Below are 21439 nucleotides of genomic sequence, written 5' to 3' on the forward strand. Positions count from 1 at the left end.
AGGCCGCCTACGACGTCCACCGCAACCTCCACCAGGGCAAGGTCGGCGTCCTCGCGCTCGCCCCCGAGGAGGGCCTGGGCGTCCGCGACCACGAGTTGCGCGCCAAGCACCTCGACGCGATCAACCGCTTCCGCGCCGCACCGGCGGAGCGGACCGATGTACCCAGCCGACCCGAGCAGTGAGAACCACGAGCCAACCGGCGCCGGGCGTCCCCGAGAGGTGAAATAGCTTTGGAATCCACCGCATTCGCAGCAGCTGTGGAAGGCGGCACGAGCGGGACCCTCCCCATGGGCTCCTTCTACCGCGACGGCGGCGCGCCGGCCATCATGCGCGCCGCCCACTTCCCCGACGAACTGTTGTCCTACCTTCAGATGGAGGGGCTCGCGGCCCTGGAGTCCGCCACCCGTCACTGCTGCGACAGCCTCGTCGAACACGGCTGTTACGACGGCCGGGCCCTGGAGGTCGCGCGCGCCGCCGGCCTTCCCTACCTGGGCATCGACATCAGCCCCGGTGCCATCACCGAGCTGGACCGCCGGGTCGGCGCGGAGGGCCTGGACGGCCAGGCCCGTGCCGTCGTCGGCGACATCCTGCACAACGGTTCCTGGGTCACCGAGGTCGTCGGCCGGCGCCCGCTCCAGCTGCTCCCCTTCAACCTGCTGGGCAACTTCGCCGAGCCCGAGAAGGTGCTGGCGAGCGTCGCCGCGGTCGGCGGCATAGCAGTGATCTCCGTCTTCAACGAGCAGCCCTGGACCAACGAGGTCCGCAGGTCCTACTACACCGCCTGCGGCATCGAGCGGCTGGACGAGACCGCCGGTGAGTACGGCGGCGTCGTCTTCCGGGGTGACGGCGGTTTCGCTTCCCAGTCCTTCAGCGAGGAGGGACTGCTCCGACTGCTCGGCACGGCCGACGCGACCGTCCTGAACCGCACCGGCAACCGGCTGGGCCAGTGCGTCACCGTACGCCTGGGCAGCGGGCTCGACCCCGAGCAGGAGGACTGAGATGCCCACGGAACCGACTGCCGGCGCCTGCTCGCCGCGCCCGTCCCTCGAGTGGTCGGACGGGGCGGTGCTCGTCGTCGACCAGCGGGCCCTGCCGCACGAGTACCGGCTGCTGAGGCTGGAGACCGTCGACCAGCTGGTCGACGCCGTCCGGTCGCTCGCCGTGCGCGGGGCCCCCGCCATCGGCCTGGCCGGTGCGCTGGGCGTGGCCATGTCCGCCTTCCGGCACACCCGGACGGGCATGTTGGACGAGTCGGCCGTCCGCGCCGACGCCGCCCGGATCGCCTCCGCCCGGCCCACCGCCGTCAACCTGGCCTGGGCCGTGGAGCGCGTCCTCGGCGCGCTCGGCGGCGGAGCACAGGCCGTACTCGGCGAGGCCCTGACCATGCTGGACGAGGACATCGCCGTCAACCGGGCCGCCATAGGCCAGGCTGCCGACCTGGTGCTCTCCCTCACCCCGGACCGCCCCCTGCGGATCCTGACGCACTGCAACACCGGGCGGCTGGCCACCGCCGCCCTCGGCACCGCCCTCGGCACGATCGTCGAACTGGCCGGCCGCGGCCTGGTCGAGGAGGTCCTCGTCGACGAGACCCGGCCGTTGCTCCAGGGTGCCCGGCTGACCACTTGGGAGCTGGCCGAGGCAGGCGTCCCGTACCGGCTGTGCGTGGACTCCGCCGCGGCCGCCGCGATGGCGCGCGGCCTCGTCGACGTCGTCCTGGTCGGCGCCGACCGGATCGCCGTCAACGGGGACGTCGCCAACAAGGTGGGCACGTACGGACTGTCGGTCGCCGCCGCCCGCCACGACATCCCCTTCATCGTGGTCGCCCCCGAGTCGACCCGGGATCCGGCACTTCCCGACGGCTCGGGGATCGTCATCGAAGAGCGGTCCGCGGACGAGGTGACCCACGTGGCGGGCACCGCCGTCGCCCCCGCCGGGGCGGGCGCGTACAACCCGGCCTTCGACGTCACCCCGGGTGAGCTGATCACCGCTGTGATCACCGAGAAGGCGGTCCAGCGCCCGGCCGCCACCCGGCAGCGGCTCGGCGCGGAACTGGCCCGCTTCTCCCGGCAGCTCTACGAACGGGGCTGGATGCCCGGCACCTCCGGAAACCTCTCGGTACGGCTGCCCGGTGAGTCCGGGCACGCCCTGATCACCGCCAGCGGCCGGGACAAGGGCGAGCTGACCGCTGGCGACGCCGTCCTCGTCGACGCACGGACCGGCGAGAAGACCGAGGAGAGCGCGCTGCGCGCCTCCGCCGAGACCGCCATCCACGCCGCCGTCTACCGGGCCGCCGACGCGGGCGCCGTGATCCACGTGCACGCGCCGTACGCCACCGCCGTGGCCACCGCCACCAGCGCGGCCGACGGTCCGCGGACGGTCGAGCCGGCCGGGTGGGAACTCCTCAAGGGATTCGGCCTGGCCGACCCGTCCCGCGCCGCCCTGCCGGTCTTCCCCAACCACCCCGACGTACCGAGGATCGCCGCCGACGTGGAGGCGTACCTGGGGGCCCCGGTCCCGGACGGCGGCCCGGAGCGGATACCCGGCCTGCTGATCGCCGGGCACGGAGTGACCGTCTGGGGCCAGGACCTGTCGCAGGCTCGCAACCGGCTCGAATGCGTCGAGGCCATCTGCCACCAGATGGTGCTGGCAGACGCCCACGCCCCCGCCCACTCCCAAGGAGGCCATCGATGACCCTGCTCCATGTGATGCCGGACGACGCACCGGACACCGTGCTCCTGCGGACCCGTGACGCGGACGAGATCGCCTCCGCCCTGCGCGAGCATTCCGTCGTGCTGCGCCACTGGGAGGTGCGCGGCCCGGTCTCCTCCGGCACCGACCCCGCCGAGGTGCTGGAGCGCTACCGCGCCGAGGTGGACGCGCTCCGCACCGCGGAGTCACTGGGCCTCGTCGACGTCGTCCAGATGCACCCCGAGGACTCCGACGCCTGGCGCGAGAAGGCCGCCGCCGCACGTGGCACCTTCCTGGAGGAGCACCGGCACACCGAGAACGAGGTCCGCTTCTTCGCTCACGGTACCGGCTGCTTCTACCTGCATCTGGAGGGCAAGGTGCTCGCGGTGGTGTGCGAGGCCGGTGACCTGCTGTCCGTACCGGCGGGCACCACCCACTGGTTCGACATGGGCCCGGTCCCGGAGTTCTGCGCGATCCGCTTCTTCGAACGCGAGGACGGCTGGGTCGGAGACTTCACCAGCGACCCCATCGCGCAGCGCTTCCCCCGTCTGGATGCCCTGCTGGCGGCCTCCCGGTGATCACCTTCACGGCCGCAGCGGTGGTCCTCGACATCGAGGGCACGACCGGCTCGGCCGCCCACGTCCGCGATGTCCTCTTCCCCTACGCCCGGCAGCGGATCGCCGACTGGTTCGCCGCGCACCGGGGCACCGCGCGCCACGCCGAGCTGGTCCTCGCGACCGGTGCGGCCGAGGAGTCGGATGCCGTACGCATCCTGACCGAATGGGCCGACGCGGATGTCAAAGCCGCCCCGCTCAAGGCGGTCCAGGCCCTGATCTGGGCCGAGGGGTACGCCGACGGCAGCCTGCACGGGCACGTGTACGAGGACGTGCCCGGCGCGCTCGCGGCCTGGGCCGACGCGGGCATCGGCCGCTGGATCTACTCTTCCGGGGCCCGTGCCGCGCAACGCGACTGGTTCTCCTCCACCGCGTACGGGGACCTCACCCGCCACCTCGACGGCTACTTCGACCTGGAGAACACCGGACCCAAGCAGGACCCGGTCTCCTACCACCGGATCGGTGGAGTCCTCGGAGTCCCGGCCGGGCGGATCCTCTTCCTCAGCGACGCGCCGGCAGAGCTGGCCGCCGCGGCCGAGGCAGGCTGGCAGACCGCACGGGTTCACCGCCCCGAGGACCCGCCGGTCACCGAGCCGGGCCCGCACCCCACCGTCCAGACCATGACCGAGATCCAGGTGGTACGACCGTGAACACGACATCCGAACCCGCGCGGCCCGACACCCCGGCGGACATCCGGGCCGGCATCGGCGCGGACATAGGCGTCATCGGCGGCAGCGGCTTCTACCAACTGCTCGACGGCGCCGAACAGATCAAGGTCACCACGCCGTACGGTGACCCGTCGGCCCCGCTCTCGGTCGGCACGGTGGCCGGCCGCCGGGTGGCCTTCCTGCCCCGGCACGGCCACGACCACGAGTTCCCGCCACACGAGATCAACTATCGGGCGAACATCTGGACCCTGCGCGCCGCCGGCGTCCGTCAGATCCTGGCGCCCTGCGCGGTCGGCTCGCTCCGCCGCGACCTGGCCCCCGGCACCATCGTCGTCCCCGACCAGCTGGTCGACCGGACCAGCGGCCGGGTCCAGACCTTCTACGACCGGGGCGCGGTGCACGTGCCGTTCGCGGACCCGTACTGCGCGCACGGCACGGCGGCGATCTCCGAGGCGGGTGGTTCAGGCGTGCGCACCGGCGGCGCCATGGTCGTCATCGAGGGCCCGCGCTTCTCGACCCGCGCGGAGTCCCAGTGGTACGCCGCCCAGGGCTGGTCCCTGGTCAACATGACGGGCGCCCCCGAAGCCGTCCTCGCCCGCGAACTGGCCGTCTGCTACACCTCGCTGGCGCTCGTCACCGATCTCGACGCGGGCCTGGACGCCGACGAGAGCGTCTCCCAGGACGAGGTCTTCAAGGTCTTCGCCGCCAACATCGAGCGGCTTCGCGGAATCGTCCTGAAGACCGTGGAACTCCTGCCGGCCGAGCGTACCTGCCGCTGCGCCCAGACCCTCGACGGCATGCGTCTCCCCTTTCAACTACCGTAGCCCCTCAGCCTTTTGAACGAATAGGAACAGAGCGAGCAGATGAGCGACGACCACACCACCCCCAAGCCCCAGACGGACCCGGCCCACTTCTTCTCCACCGACATCCGGGTCGGCCGCATCCTGACGGTGGACGAGTTCCCGGCGGCCCGGAAGCCCGCCTACAAGATCACGGCGGACTTCGGCCCGGCCGGCGTGCTGGCCACCAGTGCCCAGGTCACCAACTACCGGCCCGAAGAGCTGAAGGACCGACTGGTCATCGGCGTGATCAACCTCGGAAAGAAGCGGATCGCCGGTTTCACCAGCGAATTCCTGATCCTCGGTTCGTACGACGCGGACGGCGCGGTCCACCTGCTGTCGCCCGAACCGGTGGCCGTGCCCGGCGATGTCATCGGCTGACCGGCTGCCGGAGCCGCACCCGGCGGGGCGGCCGGACGTCCACCTCGCCCGGGTGGCCCCCGGGCTGGCCCACGCGGAACGCCACGCCGGGGTCCTGAGCATGGCGGAGCGGGCCCGGCTGGCCCGCTTCGCGGTCGCGGCCGACCGCGACCGCTACCTGGCCGCGCACGTGGCGCTGCGGGTCCTGCTGGGCGATCGGCTCGGGCAGCGCCCCGAGGACGTGCCGATCGCCCACGCCGCCTGTGCCGGCTGCGGCGGCCCGCACGGCCGACCGGTGGTCCCGGGCAACCCGGTCCACTTCAGCCTCTCGCACGCCGGCGAGTTCTTCGTGATCGCCCTGTCGGAGCACGCGGCGGTCGGGGTGGACATCGAACGCGTCCCGCCGCGCCCCCTCCCGGGGGCCCTGCACCCGCAGGAGGAGGACGAACTCGCCCTGCTCGCCCCGGCGGACCGCCCGGCGGCCTTCGCCCGTGCCTGGACGCGCAAGGAGGCTGTGCTCAAAGCCCTCGGCACCGGCCTCCAGAGCGACCCCACCACCCTCCTCCTGGGGACGGCACCCACCCCGCGCCCCCACCCGGTCTGGCACCTCACGCCGATCCCGACCCCCTCGTCCTACGCGGCCACTCGCGCGGATCCCCGCCACCCGAAGAGGCTCGGCGTCCTCCAGGAATCCAAGGAAGGCGCCTGATCCGGGCTCAAGTCCAGGTCAGGCGCCTTTCCCAGGGGGCGGTTGCGCGCCCTGCGGGTGGTTACGCTGCGGGCTGGGCGTCGCGGACGACGCTGGTGTCCTCGCCGGCGGCGGCCGCGCGCAACTCCAGGGGGGCGCCGCACGTCACGGTCGGGCTATCCGTTCCCGTATCAAGACGAGCAGTTCCTCCCGTGTGCGGGAGTCCAGTCAGGCGTCCAGCGCCGAGTCCGCGAGGCTGCGGCCGATCGCTGCTCGCGGTACGGAATCGGCCTGTCGCAGAACGGTCAGGCGGACTGCTACACGGTGCTTGCAGAAGTTGCCCTCCTGGCGCGGTACTGGGTAGTAGCACCAGCCGGTGAGCCCGCTGTCCTCGTCCCCGGTCAGTTCCACCTGGTAGGCGTCGCTTCCGTCGACAGCGGCGGTGATTGCTTCATCCCCGATCTCCAGCCGTGAGACCGCGGACAGGTAGCCGAGCCCCGCTCCCAGGATCGAGCACAGACGGATCTGCCGGCGCGTCAGCAAGGTCAGCAAACGGTCAGCATGAGTCCTGAAACACCTGGGGAAAGCTGACCGAACATGCGAAACGTTGTAGGCTGCCGGGACGCCCTTGACCTGCAGGAAGCAGGCAGGGAGCCGTCTTCTAGGAGCTCACATTGCTGCGCACCATGTTCAAGTCCAAGATCCACCGGGCCACCGTCACCCAGGCCGACCTGCACTATGTCGGGTCCGTGACCGTCGACGCCGATCTGCTGGACGCCGCCGACCTGCTCCCCGGGGAGCTCGTGCACATCGTGGACATCACCAACGGTGCGCGGCTGGAGACTTACGTCATCGAGGGTGAGCGCGGCTCCGGCGTGATCGGGATCAACGGGGCCGCCGCGCACCTGGTGCACCCCGGGGACCTCGTCATCCTCATCAGCTACGCGCAGGTCGAGGACGCCGAGGCCCGGGCGCTGAAGCCGCGTGTCGTGCACGTCGACGCCGACAACCGGATCATCGAACTGGGCGCTGATCCTTCCGCCCCGGTACCGGGCACGGACCAGGAGCGCAGTCCCCACGCCGTGGCCGTTCGCTGAGTCCCGGAAGGAGCCGGGGACCATGCCCGAGAGCAGGAACACGCCGATCGAGTACCGCGACGATCGCAAGGCCGGGCGGTTGCTCGCCGTCGAGGACGGGACGGCGGTCGGGTACATCGCCTACTTCGTGCTCGCCGGGCCGCCCCGCGCCCTGGTGGCGGTGCACACGATCGTGGAGCCGGGCCACGAGGGCCGGGGCATCGCCGGAGGGCTGGTCAGGACCTTCTACGGACTCGCCGAGGCCGAAGGCGTGCCCGTGGTCCCGCTCTGCCCGTACGCGGCGAGCTGGGCCGCCAAACACCCCGACGAAGCACCCGTCGCGCCCGCCGAGGCGGTCGCGGCGGCGAAGGCGCAGCTGGCGGCCGACTCCGACCTGTGGTGACGGCCCGCGGCCCGACCCTGCTGCACACCTCGCCCGCACACGTCCCCGTCTTCGACGCGCTGCGTGACCGGCACCACCCCGGGGCCGCCCTGCGGCACCTGGTGGTGCCGGAGCTGCTGGAGCGGGCCCGTGCACACGGGCCGCGGTCCGTCGCCCCGGGCGGGCCTGCCGGAGCTGCTTGCCGGGGCCGGGTCGGGCCCCGTGCTGGTCACCTGCTCCACCCTCGGGGCGACCTCCGAGGCCCTGGCTCCGGCTCTCGGCGCCCCGGTGCTGCGCGTGGACCGGCCGACGGCGGCCGCGGCCGTGCGTACCGGCCCGCGCATCGCCGTCCTGGCCGCCCTCCGATCGACGCTCGCCCCGACCGTGGAGGCCGACGGCCGCGGGCACCCGGTGTCGGTCACCACGCACCTCGTCGCCGGAGCCCGGGAGAGCTTCGAGGCGGGCGACACCGCCCGCCACCTCTCCCGGATCGCCGCCGCCGACGCCGACGCCGTGACCGGTGCCGACGTCATCGTCCTCGCCCAGGCCTCCATGGCGGGCGCGGCCGGGCCGACCACGACCCGGATCCCGGGGCCTGCCAGCCCCGCGAAGGGTCTGGCCGCCGCGCTCGCCCTGACGGCCGCCCCCTGGGGGCGTACGTGCCGCGATCGCGGGAAAGTGCCGTATATGGTGCGAAAACTCATGGTGCGAAAACCCGAAGACACCCAGCCGCCGGTCCCCGAGCCCGATCCGACGCCGGCGCCCAACCCGTTCCCCGACCCCGAGCCGATCCCGCGCCCCGTGCCACCCGTACCCGGCCCCGTTCCGGAGCCGGACCCGGTACCCCCGCCCCCGGGACCCGCGCCGGTTCCCCAGCCCGGGCCCTGGAGCCGGGTGTAGGCGTCAGTCCGTGCGGACCTCGGAGCGGTCGCCGCTCCAGAGGGTGTGGAAGGAGCCGTCACGGTCGGTCCGCCGGTAGGTGTGCGCGCCGAAGAAGTCCCGCTGGCCCTGGGTGAGGGCCGCCGGGAGCCGCTCCGCGCGCAGCGCGTCGTAGTAGGCCAGTGACGCCGCGAAGGCCGGCACCGGAATGCCCGCGCCCACCGCGGCCGCGATCACGGACCGCCAGCCCTCCTGCGCCGCCCCGATCTCCTCGGCGAAGCGCTCGTCCGCCAGCAGGCTCGGCAGGCCGGGCCGCGCGTCGTAGGCCGCGCGGATCCGGTCGAGGAACGCCGCCCGGATGATGCAGCCGCCGCGCCACAGGGCGGCCACCGCGCCCAGGTCCACGTTCCAGCCGTACTCCTCGCTGCCGGCCCGGATCTGGTGGAACCCCTGCGTGTACGAGACGATCTTCGACGCGTACAGCGCCTCCTCCACCTGTGCGGCGAACGCGTCCGCCGCCTCCGGCGACAGCGCGGCCGGCGCCGGGCCCGCGAGGCCGCGAGCGGCCGTACGCAGGTCCGCGTGGCCGGAGACGGCGCGGGCGAACACCGCCTCGGCGATCCCCGACACCGGGACCCCGAGGTCCAGGGCGATCTGCACGGTCCAGCGGCCGGTGCCCTTCTGCTCGGCGGCGTCGGTCACGATGTCGACGAAGGGGCGCCCGGTCGCCGCGTCCGTGTGGGCCAGCACCTCCGCCGTGATGTCGATCAGGTACGAGTCCAGGCGCCCGCGGTTCCAGTCGCGGAAGGTGTCCGCGATCTTCGCGGGGGAGTAGCCGGCGACCTCGCGCAGCAGGTGGTAGGCCTCGGCGATGAGCTGCATGTCGGCGTACTCGATGCCGTTGTGGACCATCTTGACGAAGTGTCCGGCGCCGTCGGGACCCACATGGGAGGTGCACGGCGTGCCGTCGGCGGCCTTCGCCGCGATCTTCTCCAGCAGCGGGCCGAGCGAGGCGTACGACTCCTGCGAACCGCCCGGCATGATGCTCGGGCCGAGCAGTGCCCCCTCCTCGCCGCCGGAGATGCCCACGCCCACGAAGTGGATGCCCTGCTCGCGCAGCTCGCGCTCGCGGCGGCGGGTGTCTTCGAAGTGGGCGTTCCCTCCGTCGATGATGACGTCGCCCTCCTCCAGGAGGGGGGCGAACTCGCGGATCACGGCGTCGGTCGGCTCCCCGGCCTTCACCATGACGACGATGCGCCGGGGGCGCTCCAGCGCGTCGACGAACTCCTTGGCCGACTCGGCGGCCACGAACGCGCCCTCGTGACCGAACTCCTCCACCAGCGCCGTCGTCCTGGCGGCGGTGCGGTTGTGGACGGCCACGGTGAATCCGTTGCGGGCGAAGTTGCGGGCCAGGTTGCTGCCCATGACTGCGAGGCCGGTGACGCCGATCTGGGCCGTGCTGGTGCTCATCTGTGCGCTCCTGCGTGCTTCGGTGTGCGGGCTGTGCCGACGCTACCCCGCCGTCGCTCCCGCGGCGCCGCGGCCCGTCGAGGGATTGTCAAGTTCCGCTGAAGAGCGCCCCGTTGCTCCCTTGCCGTGCAATGATCCCGACGTTACGTTGTGCGATTCCTGATGTCTCGAATGGGGGCTCCCATGGGCGTACGGGGCCGGCACCGCCGGTATCAGCCGAACAGCATCAACCGGGCCTCGCTGGCCGTCACCGCGGGAGGGGCCGGGATCGCGCTCCCCTTCATGGGGGCCGGAGTGGCCGACGCCGCCTCCGTGGACACGTGGAACAAGGTCGCGGCCTGCGAGTCGACGAACAACTGGCGCACCAACACCGGCAACGGCTACTACGGCGGACTCCAGTTCAGCCAGAGCACCTGGCGGGCCTTCGGCGGCACCGGCTACGCCCCGCGCGCCGACCTGGCCACCAAGGAGCAGCAGATCGCCGTCGCCGAGAAGGTCCTCAAGGGGCAGGGACCCGGTGCCTGGCCCCACTGCGGCAAGGGGGCCGGTCTCACGCGCGGTGGCCCGTCGCCGGCCCTCGCCGCGCAGGTCCCCGCGCAGCCCGAGGCGCGGTCGCAGCAGCGGGCGCCGGAGGTGCGGACGGCCTCGGCGCAGGGCACCGCGCCGCGCCCGACCGGCACCTCGGTCCTGCCCAACCCGTACGTCGTCGCGCCGGGCGACTCGCTCTCCGCCATCGCCACCGAACAGCACGTCGAGGGCGGCTGGCAGGCGCTCTACGAGACCAACCGGGCCGTCGTGGGGGACAACCCGAACCTGATCTTCCCCGGGCAGCGGCTCACGATGCGCGTCACCACCGCCCCGCCGGCCCCGCCCGCGCAGAACCCCGAGAAGCCGCCGCGGACGGCCGAACCGGTCAAGCCCGGGGAGCCGGCCGCGCAGAAGCCGGCGGAGCGGCCCGCGCCGAAGCCCGTGGAGAAGGAGACACCGAAGGAGGCGCCGAAGCCGACGCCGAAACCGGCCGAGAAGCCCGCCGAAACGCCCGCGGGGAAGCCCGGCTCCCAGCCCGCCTCAGCGCAGCAGAAGCCCGCCGCGGGCGGTTTCTCCGCCCCCGTCGACGCCGCCCTCGGCACTGCCTACCGCGTCTCGGGATCCTCCTGGTCCAGCGGCTACCACACCGGCGTCGACTTCCCCGTGGCCACCGGCACGACCGTCAAGTCCGTCGGGCCCGGCCAGGTCGTCTCCGCGGGCTGGGCCGGCGCCTACGGCTACCAGGTCGTCATCCGGCACACCGACGGCCGGTACTCCCAGTACGCCCACCTCTCGGCCCTCGGGGTGAAGTCCGGCCAGCAGGTCTCCGGCGGCCAGCGGATCGGCCGCTCCGGCTCCACCGGCAACAGCACCGGCCCGCACCTGCACTTCGAGATCCGCACGGGCCCCGGCTACGGCTCCGACATCGACCCGCTGAAGTACCTGCGGGGCCACGGGGTCCGTATCTGACCCGGGGGCGTGATCTGACCCGCGCACCTGCGGCGGCACGGCGGTGAGCAGGACCAGGCCGGCCGCCGCCAGCACGCCGCTGGCCAGCGCCGCCGCCGTGCCGGGCGCCCCGTACCGGAAGCCCTCGTCGAACAGCGTGATGCCGACCGTCGCCGCGACCACCGGATTGACCACGGTCAACGTGGCCAGCGGCGCGGTCAGCCCGGCGCCCCGGTAGGCAGCCTGGGACAGCAGCAGCCCGCCCGGGGCCAGCACCGCGATCGCCGCCAGGTCCGGCCACATGCCGGCCGGCGCGCCCGACCCGATGGCCTCGGCCACCGACTTGGTGAACACCGAGGCCATGCCGAAGGCCGTACCGGCGGCCGCGGCCAGCAGCACGCTGTGCAGTACCACCCGGTGCATCCGGTGCGCGGCCAGGAACAGCGCCGCCACCGCGGCCCCGGTCACCACGAACAGCAGGCTCCGCTCGTCGCCCGTCAGCGTCTGCTCCGTCCGCCCGTTCCCGCCGGTCAGCGCCAGCAGCCCGGCGAGTCCGACGGTGGCCAGCAGCGCCCCGCGCCAGGCCGCCGCGCCCGCCCGGCGACGTACCAGGACGGCGGCCATCGGCAGTGCGAAGACGATGGTGAGCGCGCCGAGGGGCTGCACCAGGCTCAGCGGCCCGTACGCGAGCGCCACCACGTGCAGCAGCGCACCGAGGCCGTTCAGCCCGACCGCCACCCACCAGCCGGCCCGGCGCAGCGGTGCGTACCGCCGGTCCGGCGTGCTCGCCGCGACCCTCTCCTGGATGATCGCGCCACCCGCGTACGCCACGGCGGACACGAGGCAGAGCAGGACCGACAGCGCCAGTGCACTCATAAGGTCCACAATGCCGGACCCACCTGCGCTATTCCTCCGCCCACAGGTGGTCACGGGTCATACTCCCGACGTAGTACGGGAGTACGCAGCGTGCTCCCTCCACCAGCACAGCGCCATCCCCGTCGTGCCCCACGGTCACGGCCTGGAGCCATACGGTGACGGGCCGTTCGCGGTGCGTGAGGCTACGGGCACGGGTTTGGCTCGGGGCGCGTGGGATCCGTACAGTTTCCCTTTTGAGGACCTCCGCAGCAGGCGGATGCGGACGAGTGATCAAGGAACGGCAGCGGCCATGACGGTGACCGAAGACAGCCACGACCAGGTGCAGGCCTACGGACCGGGCATCGACCCCGAACGGCTGGCGCTCTGCCTCGACGTGCTCGCCGAGCTCGACAACATCGACGTGGACCACCCGGACGCCATCGCCGTGCGCCGCGCCACCGCGGGCGTCTACCGCACGGTCAAGCAGCGCCGCCGCCAGGAGCGCCGCGCCGCCAAGACCGCCAACGACAAGGCCGTCACCGAGGCGACCGCGACCGGCTCCGCCGAACGCATCGACGACGAGACCGAGGGCATCCTGCCCTCCTCGGTCACGGAGGCCGGCCGGATCGCCGGGATACTCCAGCGCCCGCGCTCCTGCTACGTCTGCAAGGCGCGGTACGTCGAGGTCGACTACTTCTACCACCAGCTCTGCCCGACCTGCGCCGTCGAGAACCGGGCCAGGCGCGAGGCCCGGGCCGACCTCGCCGGCAAGCGCGCGCTGCTCACTGGCGGCCGCGCCAAGATCGGCATGTACATCGCGCTGCGGCTGCTGCGCGACGGCGCGCACACCACGATCACCACCCGCTTCCCCAAGGACGCCATCCGCCGCTTCAAGGCGATGGAGGACTCGGCGGACTGGATGCACCGCCTGGAGGTCGTCGGCATCGACCTGCGCGACCCGGCCCAGGCCGTGGCCCTCGCCGACCAGGTGGCCGAGGCCGGTCCGCTCGACATCCTGATCAACAACGCGACGCAGACCGTGCGCCGCCTGCCCACCGCCTACGCGGCGCTGGTCGAGGGGGAGTCCGCCCCGCTGCCCGCCGGCGAGCTCCCCGCCCACCACGTCATCGGCGCCTTCAACTCCGGTGCGGTCGACGGCCTGGCCGCGCTGCCCGTCGGGGTGAGCGGCCTTGAGGCGCAGAAGGTCGCGGACCTCGCCCTGGTCGCGGGCAACGCCAGCCTGGAGCGGCACCTCGCCGGCACCGCCATCGACGCGGGCGGCCTGCTGCCCGACGTGGTCGAGAGCAACACCTGGGTGCAGACCATCGACCAGATCTCCCCGGTGGAGCTGCTGGAAACCCAGCTGTGCAACTACACGTCGCCGTTCATCCTGATCAGCGCGCTCCGGCCGGCCATGGCGGCGGCCGCCCGGCAGGCGCCCAGCGGGCGGGCGTACGTCGTCAACGTCTCCGCGATGGAGGGCGTCTTCAGTCGCGGTTACAAGGGTGCGGGGCACCCGAACACCAACGCCGCCAAGGCCGCGATGAACATGGTGACGCGCACCAGCGGGCAGGAGATGTTCCAGACCGACCGCATCCTGATGACGTCCGTCGACACCGGCTGGATCACCGACGAGCGTCCGCACTTCGACAAGCTGCGCCTCGCCGAGGAGGGCTTCCACGCCCCGCTCGACCTGGTCGACGGCGCGGCCCGGGTCTACGACCCGATCGTGCGCGGCGAGGGCGGCGAGGACCTGTTCGGTGTCTTCCTGAAGGACTACGCCCCGGCGAACTGGTAGCCCCGGCGGCCCCGGGTCTACCCCGTACGCGTGATCGACCCCCTCGGCGGCCCGAGGGGGTCGATCACGTTCGCGGCCCGGCAGGACCCGGCCGCGACCAGCTCCAGCAGCGGACGCCAGTCCTCCAGTACGCCCGCGTCGGGGCCGGAGGCCCCCGCCCCCTCGCGGGCCCGGCGCAGGGTGGCCACCGCCTCGGCGTCGTCCGGGCCGCCTCCCGGCCCGCCCGACCCGTCGGCCGCCCGTACGAGCCGGGCCACCCGGTCGCCCAGCAGGGGGCGCAGCGCCTGCGCTGCGAGTACGGCGTGTCGCACTCCGTCACCCGGACGGAGCATCCTGCCGACGTCGTGGAGCAGGCCCGCGAGCTGCAGTTCCTTGTCTGCGGGATGGGAGCGCCGCAGCAGCGCCGCGGTCCGCAGGGCGCGGTCGTCGGGGCTGCCGCACAGCAGCTCCATCAGCTCAACCACACTGGTGAAGCACGGCACTTCGGCCTCCGGCACTCCGGACCCCGACATCGCCGACCTCCTGCCTCGCGCCTCCCGCATTCCGGGTCCGAGCAGACCACCTCTGACGTACCCGTCGGCCGACGACTTGCTGAACTCGCGGCGAAACTGAGAGGGCGCAGCGGATTTTGCCTTCCTATCGAGCGGAGGTCCGCTCATATGTGTACCCTGGGGCATCAAGACGGCCCCCATCCGGGCCGCGCTCCACTAAGGCGCCACCGCGTCCGGAACCCTTGATCCCTTGCCCGGCCCGCGGTCAGCCTGCCGGGTTACGCGACACAGAGGAGTGCGCGGTGACTGAAAAGACAAAGCCCGAACCGAAGTTGATGGAGCGGACCGGACCGCGCGCCAAGAAGCGGTCCGACGAACTCGGAAGCCTGGAGGTCTGGGCGCGTTCCGCCCCGATCCGGCTCGCCGGGTACGAGGACGACCTGGCGGAGGCGCACATCCTGCCCGGCATCGACTAGCCGCCGGTCCGCGGGCCGGCGTGCCGGCCCGCGACGCGGTGACAAGCGCCCCCACGTGCCCACCCGCACCGGGGGCGCTGCCCTGCCCGGCCGCGCCACCGCCCCGCTACGCCCTGAGCGTCATCGCCCGGAGCGATCACCGCTTCCGGGGCCCGGCCCGCCGGTCCAGGGTGACCGCATGAAGCTGCTGATGCCGGGTGGAACCGAATGCGTCGGACGTGCGATCACCGAGGGCGCCCTCGCCCGGGGCCGGGAGGTGACCGTCTTCCACTGCGGCCGCCACGCCGACACCTGGGCCTGGCCGCGCACCCTCGGCGGCGTGGCTGCGCAGCGGTCGGACCGGCCCGCCCCCGGGCTGGCCGTCGAGCGGGAGGCCGCGCTACTCGGGGTCTGACAGGCGGGCGTCCGCGAGCCGGGTCGGCGGGAGGTACTCGCGCACCAGCGTGCGGTGCCACCAGTCCCCGGTCGCGCGCAACTCCCGCCAGGTGGTGAAGCGGTACCGGTAGAGCAGAGCGCGGACATGGACGGGCGGGGCGTCCGGGAACGGGTTGTGGCGCAGCAGCCGCAGCGTGTCCCGGTCGCCCGCGAGCAGCCGCTCCACGAACGGCCCGAACCAGTCGCGCGCGTAGCCCGGGGAGATCGCCGCGAACCACATCAGCCAGTCCAGGCGCAGGTGGTACGGGGCGAACTGGCGCGGCAGCCTGTGCGGATCGCCCGGTTTGCCCTTGAAGCCGTACTCCTTCCAGTCGCCGTCCTCGCGCGGCACGCGGTCCGCGGTGCCCTCCACCGCCACCTCCATGCGGACCCGGCCGACCGTGCCGAAGGCCCCGTAGGTGTTGACCAGGTGCAGCGCGTCGAAGGAGCGGTTCATCACCTGGCGACGGGAGATCATGTTGAGCACCGGGTGGCGGCTGAGGAACAGGATCAGGGCGGTCACGGCGCAGACCAGGACCACGAACCACAGGGGGGCCTCCTGTGAGGCGGCGGCCGGGGGCGGACCGGCAAGCCCGGTGAAGTCCACGGCCGACACGGCGAGGGTGATCGTCAGCCAGTTCAGCCAGGCGAAGTTGCCTGACAGTACGAGCCACAGCTGGGTCGCGACGACGGCCCCGGCGGCGTACGAGGCCACCGGCTGCGGGGTGAACAGGAGGACCGGGACGACCAGTTGCGTCACGTGGTTGGCGGCGCACTCCACCCGGTGCAGCGGCTTCGGCAGGTGGTGGAAGAACCAGCTCAGCGGCCCCGCCATCGGCTGCGTCTCGTGGTGGTGGAACAGGCAGGTGAGCCTGCGCCAGCAGGGGTCCCCGCGCATCTTGATCAGCCCGGCCCCGAACTCGACGCGGAAGAGCAGCCAGCGCAGCAGCCACAGCACGAGCACGGGGGGCCCGGTCCGGGCGTTGCCGAGGAACACCGCGAGGAAGCCTGCCTCCAGCAGCAGTGACTCCCAGCCGAAGGAGTACCAGGTCTGGCCGACGTTCACGATGGAGAGGTACAGCAGCCACAGGGCGGCCCACATCGCCATGGCCGCGGCCAGCGGCACCTCGTCACCGGCCCCGGCGGCCAGGGCCGCCGCCAGCGCGGCCCCGGCCCAGGCGCAACCCGCGAAGAGCCGGTCCGAGTAGCGCAGTTGGAACAGGCTGGGGGCGCGCCGGAAGGGCACGTACCGTACGTAGCGCGGCACGGGCAGCATGCCGTGCGCCCCGATCAGGGCCCGGAACTGCAGCGCGGCCCCGATGAAGGCGACGAGGTAGACGCCGGCCAGGGCCCGCTGGAAGACCAGCCGGGCGAGCCAGTACCCGGGCGCCGTGAACCAGTCCATCACCTCCAGTATCCGGCCGCCCGGCCGATGGCGACACCGGCCCGTGTGCGCGGGCGGAGGCCGGTCCCGCGAGCCGGTCCCAGCCGGTCCGGCGGCCCGATTTCTTGAACGCGTTCGATTCATGGGCCGGGCCCGTGTGCCCCCTCGGGAGCGTTCGGGGGGCACTCCGGTTGCGGCTCCCGCGTGGATGCGGCAGACAAGAGGGGAGCAATCGGGGCGAAAAGGGAGAAATTCGTGAACGGATCGTCACTTCCGACACCTCGTCAGGCGTCGCGTCGTCAGGCACCGGCCGGCGCCGCCCTCTTCGCCCTGCTCGGCCTGTTCGCCGTGGCCTGCGGCGGGCACGAGGAGCCGACCAGCGCGGCCGGGCCCGAGAGCCAGGATGTCTACCTCCAGCCGGTGGCCAGCCCCGGCCCCGACCCCTTCACCGCCTCCTCGGCCACCGGCGAGTCGGCACCCGTCCAGCCCCCGCTGCCCAACCCCACCGGGCAGGGCATCCGCACCGTCAACGCGGCCACCCCCGGCCTCTACGGCGGCACCCAGCGGCTCGGCAGCTGCGACGTGGAACTGCAGGTGCAGCACCTGACCGACGACAGCGCCAAGGCCCGCGCCTTCGCCCAGGCGTCCGGGATCGAAGAGGCCGGGATCCCCGGCTTCCTGCGCGGCCTCACCCCCGTCGTGCTGCGCGCCGACACCCGGGTCACCAACCACGGCTTCCGCAACGGCCGCGCCGACGGCTACCAGTCCGTCCTCCAGGCGGGCACCGCCGTCCTCGTCGACGACCACGGCATGCCACGGGTCAGATGCGGCTGCGGCAACCCGCTGGGCTCCCCGCGCTCGGCCAAGGGCAGCCCGGTGCACAAGGGCGCCCCGTGGAACGGCTACCAGCCCAACCAGGTCGTCGTCATCGAACCCACCACCCACGTGATCAACAACCTGGTGATCGTCAACGTCGCCGACAACACCTGGATCGAGCGCAAGCGCGGTGACGACGGGGCCCAGGACCGGACCCCGCAGGTCCTGCCCCCCTACGACCCGGCCGACGGCATCCCGAGCGGGCCCGCCACCCCCTCCGGCACCCCGGACCAGGCGGCCCCGCAGAGCCCGCCGGGCGCGAACCAGCCGCAGAGCCCCGCAGCGCCGCTGCACCCCTCCACCCGGCCGCGGCAGCCGCAGCAGCCCCAGCAGCGGCCGCCGTCGGACGTCCCCTCCGACCCGCTGACGCAGGACCCCGCCGATCCGGCGCTCCCGCCGTACCCCGACGGATCGACGACGCAGCCCGGCGACCCCCAGGACCCCTACGCGGACCCCTACGCGGACCCGTACTCCGACCCGTACGCGGATCCCTACGCCGACCCGTACACGGACCCCTCCGCCGACGCCTACGTCGACCCGGACCTCCAGCCGACCGCCGACCAGTACTACCCGCTGGAGAGCGCCTGACCGGCCCGTGTGTCATGGTGGACCGGTGCCGACCACCGTATCGCTGCCGGACGACTGGCCCGCACACCCGGACCGGTCGCTCTCGCTCAACCGCATGGGAAGTTTCGACTGGGACCTGGTCACCGGTCTCATGCACATGGACGAAGCCGCCCTCGACGTCTTCGACATGGCCCCCGAGCAATACGACGGCCGGCCCGAGTCCCTCTCCCCGCGCGTCCCGCCCGCCGAATCGGCCCGGCTCGACGCCATGGTCTCCTCCGCCCTCAAGAGCGAGGTGGACAGCTACGGCGCCTATTTCCGCATCCGCTGCCGGGACGGGCGGCTGCGCTGGACGCACACCCAGGGCCGCGTCATGCGCGGCGGGGACGGGCGCCCCCACCGGATCATCGGCATCGTCCGGGACGCCACCGAGGAACTCAGCCACTCGGCGGAACGGCTCGGGCTCGACGAGGAGCGGCGCCGCCAGACCTCGGTGGTCGAGTCCACCACCGCCGCCCTCGCGCACGCCCGGACCGTCCAGGACGTCATCGACGCGCTCGGCGACGCCCACGGCCTGGAGCGGCTGGGCTCCATGGGCATGGTGATGGGCCTGGTCGAAGCCGGCCGGATCCACCTGGTGGCCGAAGGCCCGGACGGCAGCTTCGTCCCCGGGACCCGCTACACCCGCATCGACGAGCAGTACCCGATGAGCGAGGTGGTCCGCTCCCTGCAGCCGCGCTTCCTCGACTCGGCGGAGGAGTTCGCCGAGGGCTACCCGGCGCTCTGGGCGAAGATCTCGTACATGCAGATCTCGGCGGCCGCCTACCTGCCGCTCATCGCCCAGGCCCGCCCGATCGGCGCCATCGGACTGCTCTACCAGGACAAGGACGGCTTCACCCAGGAGGAGCGCAACCTGCTCGTCGCCCTCGGCAGCAGCATCGCCCAGAGCCTCCAGCGGGCCATGCTGCTGGAACAGGAGCACGACCTGGCCGAGGGCCTCCAGCAGGCCATGCTGCCCCGGCGGATCCCCGCCGTCCCCGGCGGCGAGATCGCCGTACGGTACCGCTCCGCCAGGATGGGCCAGGACATCGGCGGTGACTGGTACGACGTCATCCCGCTGCCCGGCGGCCGGGTCGGCGCGGTCATCGGCGACGTCCAGGGCCACGACACCCACGCCGCCGCGGTCATGGGCCAGCTCCGCATCGTCCTGCGCGCGTACGCCGCCGAAGGGCACTCGCCCGGCACCGTCATGGCCAGGGCCTCCGTCTTCCTGCACGAGCTGGACACCGAGCGCTTCGCCACCTGCACGTACGTGGAGGCCGACCTCTCCACCGGAGTGCTCCAGGTGGTCCGCGCCGGCCACATCGACCCCCTGCTGCGCACCCGCGACGGGGACTGCCACCGGCTCCCGGTGGGCGGCGGCATGCCGCTCGGCCTTTCGGCGGAGTTCGGCCGTCTCGAGTACCCGGTGACCACCGTGGAACTGGATCCGGGAGAAACGCTCCTGCTGTGCACGGACGGCCTGGTCGAACACCCCGGGGCCGACCTCGACGACGGCGTACACCTGCTGACCTCCCACATCCGCAGCGGCCCCGCCGACCTGCAGCTCCTCGCCGACCGGCTGTGCGAGATCGCCACCGAGCGAGGCGGCAACGACGACATGGCCCTGCTGCTGTTGCGTCGCCGCCCCGCCCCCGCGCCGCCCGGCGGCGGCCGGCTGCAGCAGCACGTGGCACCGGGCGACCCGGAGGCCCTGGTGGCCGCCCGCCACATGATCGGCGCGGCGGTGCGCGCCTGGGGCGCACGGGAACGGGCCGACGAGATCGAGCTGGTCGCCGACGAGCTGATCGTGAACGCGCTCATGCACACGGACGGACCCGCCATCGTCACCCTGCGCATCCTGGCGGGCCACGAACGCCGGCTGCGCGTGGAGGTCGCCGACCGCTCCAGCGCGCTGCCGCGCCGCCGCGAGGCGGGCGATTCGGGAGTGTCGGGCCGCGGCCTGATGCTCGTGGACCGGCTGGCGGACGTATGGGGCGTGGAGCCGCGCGGCAGCGGCAAATGCGTGTGGTGCGAGTTCGTCATGGGCTGAGGACCGCGCCGGGCCACCGGGCCCGGCGAAAGTCCGTTGCGGCGGGCGGCAGCGGTCCGTGAGGATCGGTGACGATGACCGACACCATGGACGAAGTACGCCGTTTGCTGCAGCAGGACGATCTGCCCGGAGCGGTCCGCTCCCTGCGACCCCACGCCGAGACGGCACCGATCGCCGAACTCGCCCGGGCCACCGGGGCCCTGGCCGACAAGGCCGGGTTCACCGACCTGGCCGACGCCGCCCGCACGGCCGCCGAGCAGCCCCACGAACCGCAGGCCCTCTACGATTTCGGGTACGCCTGCGTCGAGCGCGGCATCTCCTTCCTCGCCGTAGCACCGCTGCGCGAGGCGCTCGGGCTGCTCCCCGACGCCCGCCCGCTCCTCACCGAGCTGGTCGCCGCCCTGGAGGACGAGGGCCGGCACGCCGAGGCCGCCGCGCTGCTGGCCGGCCGCCGTGACCGGCTGCCCGCCTGGCCCGAGACCTACCTCCTCGTGCACAACACCCTCTTCGCCGGGGACCTGGAGACCGCCGAGGCGCTGCTGCCCGGTCTCCCGGCGCCCGAGGACCCGCGGTGGGCGCCCGCCAGGGACCGCCAGGCGCACCAGGTCCGGCGCAGTGGCCGGGCCCGCCAGGCCCAGCGCGGCGCCGGACACCCCGACCCGCTCGGCGCCGCCGACCTGCGGGGCTGGCACCACGGCCTCACCGGCGGGCTGCTCGCCACCCTGTCCCCGTACGGCTGGGACGCCGGGATGACCGGCCGGTACGCCTACCTCGGGGACACCCTCGGCCAGTGCCGCCACGGCCTGGACCGCCTCGGGATCGCCCTGGAGGCCGCCGGGCGCCGCCCCGCGAGCGTCTCGCTGCTGCCGGACCGGTCCGACCGGATCCTCGGCCTCGCCGCCGCCGCGGTGCTCGGGCTGCCCGCCGTACCGTACGAACCCGGCCGCACCGACACCCTCGTCGTCGCCTACGACCTGAACCGGAGCGACCCGGACCTGCTCCGCACACTGCACGCCCGCACGGACGGCCAGATCCTGTCCGAGCACGCCACCTGCTGGACCGACCCGCCCGCGGTGAGCGCCGACTTCAGCACGCTGCTGTGCCAGTTCGTCGCCCCGCCCTGGCAGGACGACGACCGGTCCGAGGTGGAGATCGCCCGGGACATCGCCGCGGCCGACCCCACCCCGGACGGCGGCGACGGAGCGGCCCCGCCCGATCCCGACGAGGCGTTCCGCGCCTTCGTGGCCGGTGTCGCCCCCGGCTGGCTCGCGGCCCCACGGGACCGCGTCGCCTCGCCCGGCCCCGTGCCCAGCTCGCGTTTCGCCTGAGGCGGCGGCAGGCTGGGA

At 73.2% G+C, this 21439-nt stretch carries 21 protein-coding genes and 2 pseudogenes; 18 read left to right on the plus strand and 5 right to left on the minus strand.

Annotated features, from left to right (window positions below; genetic code table 11):
- The 8 genes and pseudogenes from ACIPXC_RS02360 to ACIPXC_RS02395 all read left to right on the plus strand — a co-directional run.
- Window positions 1–182: pseudogene (locus ACIPXC_RS02360) on the plus strand (crotonyl-CoA carboxylase/reductase); the annotation flags it as partial.
- A 48-nt stretch (window positions 183–230) separates the two neighbouring features.
- Window positions 231–998: a class I SAM-dependent methyltransferase gene (locus ACIPXC_RS02365; protein ID WP_401612603.1), complete on the plus strand. Its 768-nt coding sequence runs from the start codon at window positions 231–233 to the stop codon at window positions 996–998.
- Between the two features lies 1 nt (window position 999).
- On the plus strand, window positions 1000–2691 hold the full coding sequence (gene mtnA, locus ACIPXC_RS02370; protein ID WP_401612606.1) for an S-methyl-5-thioribose-1-phosphate isomerase: 1692 nt from the start codon (window positions 1000–1002) through the stop codon (window positions 2689–2691).
- Entirely contained in the window at window positions 2688–3266 is a 579-nt protein-coding gene (locus tag ACIPXC_RS02375; RefSeq protein WP_401612609.1) for a 1,2-dihydroxy-3-keto-5-methylthiopentene dioxygenase, read from the plus strand. The genes mtnA and ACIPXC_RS02375 overlap by 4 nt, the downstream gene beginning before the upstream one ends.
- Window positions 3263–3952, plus strand: a complete 690-nt coding sequence (gene mtnC / locus ACIPXC_RS02380) for an acireductone synthase (RefSeq protein ID WP_401612612.1) — start codon at window positions 3263–3265, stop codon at window positions 3950–3952. Before ACIPXC_RS02375 ends, mtnC begins: the two co-directional genes overlap by 4 nt.
- Before the next feature lie 41 nt (window positions 3953–3993).
- Window positions 3994–4794, plus strand: coding sequence for an S-methyl-5'-thioadenosine phosphorylase (locus ACIPXC_RS02385; RefSeq protein ID WP_401613103.1), 801 nt, complete (start codon window positions 3994–3996; stop codon window positions 4792–4794).
- 39 nt (window positions 4795–4833) lie between these two features.
- Window positions 4834–5190: a tRNA-binding protein gene (locus ACIPXC_RS02390; RefSeq protein ID WP_401612615.1), complete on the plus strand. Its 357-nt coding sequence runs from the start codon at window positions 4834–4836 to the stop codon at window positions 5188–5190.
- On the plus strand, window positions 5177–5878 hold the full coding sequence (locus tag ACIPXC_RS02395) for a 4'-phosphopantetheinyl transferase family protein (RefSeq protein WP_401612618.1): 702 nt from the start codon (window positions 5177–5179) through the stop codon (window positions 5876–5878). The genes ACIPXC_RS02390 and ACIPXC_RS02395 overlap by 14 nt, the downstream gene beginning before the upstream one ends.
- 207 nt (window positions 5879–6085) lie before the next feature.
- Here the strand turns inward: ACIPXC_RS02395 and ACIPXC_RS02400 are convergent, their stop codons facing one another.
- A complete protein-coding gene (locus ACIPXC_RS02400; RefSeq protein ID WP_401612621.1) occupies window positions 6086–6409 on the minus strand; it encodes an SWIM zinc finger domain-containing protein in 324 nt (107 codons plus the stop codon).
- A 122-nt stretch (window positions 6410–6531) separates the two neighbouring features.
- Between ACIPXC_RS02400 and panD the strand changes: the two genes are divergently transcribed.
- The 3 genes from panD to ACIPXC_RS02415 all read left to right on the plus strand — a co-directional run bounded on the left by panD (window position 6532) and on the right by ACIPXC_RS02415 (window position 8215).
- Window positions 6532–6954 (plus strand): aspartate 1-decarboxylase, encoded by a 423-nt coding sequence (gene panD / locus ACIPXC_RS02405; RefSeq protein ID WP_386463957.1) that lies wholly within the window; start codon window positions 6532–6534, stop codon window positions 6952–6954.
- 22 nt (window positions 6955–6976) lie between these two features.
- Entirely contained in the window at window positions 6977–7336 is a 360-nt protein-coding gene (locus ACIPXC_RS02410) for a GNAT family N-acetyltransferase (protein WP_401612625.1), read from the plus strand.
- 129 nt (window positions 7337–7465) lie between these two features.
- Entirely contained in the window at window positions 7466–8215 is a 750-nt protein-coding gene (locus ACIPXC_RS02415) for a hypothetical protein (RefSeq protein WP_401612628.1), read from the plus strand.
- A 3-nt stretch (window positions 8216–8218) separates the two neighbouring features.
- Here ACIPXC_RS02415 and gndA read toward each other — a convergent pair whose 3' ends face one another.
- Window positions 8219–9664 carry an NADP-dependent phosphogluconate dehydrogenase gene (gndA, locus tag ACIPXC_RS02420; RefSeq protein WP_401612631.1) on the minus strand — a complete coding sequence of 482 codons (1446 nt, stop codon included), beginning with the start codon at window positions 9662–9664 and terminating at the stop codon, window positions 8219–8221.
- A 183-nt stretch (window positions 9665–9847) separates the two neighbouring features.
- On the opposite strand from gndA, the gene ACIPXC_RS02425 reads away from it, so the two are divergent.
- Window positions 9848–11161 (plus strand): transglycosylase family protein, encoded by a 1314-nt coding sequence (locus tag ACIPXC_RS02425; RefSeq protein ID WP_401613105.1) that lies wholly within the window; start codon window positions 9848–9850, stop codon window positions 11159–11161.
- Window positions 11162–11284: 123 nt separating this feature from the next.
- Here ACIPXC_RS02425 and ACIPXC_RS02430 read toward each other — a convergent pair.
- A pseudogene (locus tag ACIPXC_RS02430) lies at window positions 11285–12016 on the minus strand (DMT family transporter); the annotation flags it as partial.
- Between the two features lie 289 nt (window positions 12017–12305).
- Here ACIPXC_RS02430 and ACIPXC_RS02435 point away from each other — a divergent pair.
- On the plus strand, window positions 12306–13793 hold the full coding sequence (locus ACIPXC_RS02435) for an SDR family NAD(P)-dependent oxidoreductase (protein ID WP_401612634.1): 1488 nt from the start codon (window positions 12306–12308) through the stop codon (window positions 13791–13793).
- 17 nt (window positions 13794–13810) lie between these two features.
- Here the strand turns inward: ACIPXC_RS02435 and ACIPXC_RS02440 are convergent, their stop codons facing one another.
- Complete coding sequence (locus ACIPXC_RS02440; RefSeq protein WP_401612637.1) at window positions 13811–14305, minus strand: HD domain-containing protein; 495 nt, start codon at window positions 14303–14305, stop codon at window positions 13811–13813.
- A 281-nt stretch (window positions 14306–14586) separates the two neighbouring features.
- Here ACIPXC_RS02440 and ACIPXC_RS02445 point away from each other — a divergent pair, with 281 nt between their 5' ends.
- Together ACIPXC_RS02445 and ACIPXC_RS02450 are read left to right on the plus strand one after the other, a co-directional pair.
- On the plus strand, window positions 14587–14760 hold the full coding sequence (locus tag ACIPXC_RS02445) for a hypothetical protein (RefSeq protein WP_401613138.1): 174 nt from the start codon (window positions 14587–14589) through the stop codon (window positions 14758–14760).
- A 178-nt stretch (window positions 14761–14938) separates the two neighbouring features.
- Window positions 14939–15154, plus strand: coding sequence for a hypothetical protein (locus ACIPXC_RS02450; protein ID WP_401612640.1), 216 nt, complete (start codon window positions 14939–14941; stop codon window positions 15152–15154).
- On the opposite strand, the gene ACIPXC_RS02455 is transcribed toward ACIPXC_RS02450, so the two are convergent.
- The gene (locus tag ACIPXC_RS02455) at window positions 15140–16579 is read right to left on the minus strand and encodes a lipase maturation factor family protein (protein ID WP_401612643.1); all 1440 of its coding nucleotides are present in this window, start codon (window positions 16577–16579) and stop codon (window positions 15140–15142) included. The two genes, ACIPXC_RS02450 and ACIPXC_RS02455, sit on opposite strands and share 15 nt — an antisense overlap.
- Before the next feature lie 234 nt (window positions 16580–16813).
- Between ACIPXC_RS02455 and ACIPXC_RS02460 the strand changes: the two genes are divergently transcribed.
- The 3 genes from ACIPXC_RS02460 (at window position 16814) to ACIPXC_RS02470 (ending at window position 21421) form a co-directional block, all read left to right on the plus strand.
- A complete protein-coding gene (locus ACIPXC_RS02460; protein ID WP_401612645.1) occupies window positions 16814–18022 on the plus strand; it encodes a DUF6777 domain-containing protein in 1209 nt (402 codons plus the stop codon).
- A gap of 7 nt (window positions 18023–18029) precedes the next feature.
- Window positions 18030–20093: a SpoIIE family protein phosphatase gene (locus ACIPXC_RS02465; protein WP_401612648.1), complete on the plus strand. Its 2064-nt coding sequence runs from the start codon at window positions 18030–18032 to the stop codon at window positions 20091–20093.
- Window positions 20094–20167: 74 nt separating this feature from the next.
- Window positions 20168–21421: a hypothetical protein gene (locus ACIPXC_RS02470; RefSeq protein WP_401612650.1), complete on the plus strand. Its 1254-nt coding sequence runs from the start codon at window positions 20168–20170 to the stop codon at window positions 21419–21421.
- The last annotated feature ends 18 nt before the right edge of the window (window positions 21422–21439 follow it).

This window comes from Streptomyces sp. NPDC090021, assembly GCF_044748225.1.
Lineage (GTDB): Bacteria > Actinomycetota > Actinomycetes > Streptomycetales > Streptomycetaceae > Streptomyces.

What these genes read in the sequence shown, in the direction of transcription:
- ACIPXC_RS02390 (WP_401612615.1), top strand. Translation starts at nt 4,834, where the DNA reads ATGAGCGACGACCACACCACCCCCAAGCCCCAGACGGACCCGGCCCAC.
- gndA (WP_401612631.1), bottom strand. Translation starts at nt 9,664, where the DNA reads ATGAGCACCAGCACGGCCCAGATCGGCGTCACCGGCCTCGCAGTCATG.
- ACIPXC_RS02440 (WP_401612637.1), bottom strand. Translation starts at nt 14,305, where the DNA reads ATGTCGGGGTCCGGAGTGCCGGAGGCCGAAGTGCCGTGCTTCACCAGT.
- ACIPXC_RS02410 (WP_401612625.1), top strand. Translation starts at nt 6,977, where the DNA reads ATGCCCGAGAGCAGGAACACGCCGATCGAGTACCGCGACGATCGCAAG.
- ACIPXC_RS02435 (WP_401612634.1), top strand. Translation starts at nt 12,306, where the DNA reads ATGACGGTGACCGAAGACAGCCACGACCAGGTGCAGGCCTACGGACCG.
- ACIPXC_RS02375 (WP_401612609.1), top strand. Translation starts at nt 2,688, where the DNA reads ATGACCCTGCTCCATGTGATGCCGGACGACGCACCGGACACCGTGCTC.
- mtnA (WP_401612606.1), top strand. Translation starts at nt 1,000, where the DNA reads ATGCCCACGGAACCGACTGCCGGCGCCTGCTCGCCGCGCCCGTCCCTC.
- ACIPXC_RS02425 (WP_401613105.1), top strand. Translation starts at nt 9,848, where the DNA reads ATGGGCGTACGGGGCCGGCACCGCCGGTATCAGCCGAACAGCATCAAC.
- ACIPXC_RS02395 (WP_401612618.1), top strand. Translation starts at nt 5,177, where the DNA reads ATGTCATCGGCTGACCGGCTGCCGGAGCCGCACCCGGCGGGGCGGCCG.
- ACIPXC_RS02450 (WP_401612640.1), top strand. Translation starts at nt 14,939, where the DNA reads ATGAAGCTGCTGATGCCGGGTGGAACCGAATGCGTCGGACGTGCGATC.
- ACIPXC_RS02455 (WP_401612643.1), bottom strand. Translation starts at nt 16,579, where the DNA reads ATGGACTGGTTCACGGCGCCCGGGTACTGGCTCGCCCGGCTGGTCTTC.
- ACIPXC_RS02470 (WP_401612650.1), top strand. Translation starts at nt 20,168, where the DNA reads ATGACCGACACCATGGACGAAGTACGCCGTTTGCTGCAGCAGGACGAT.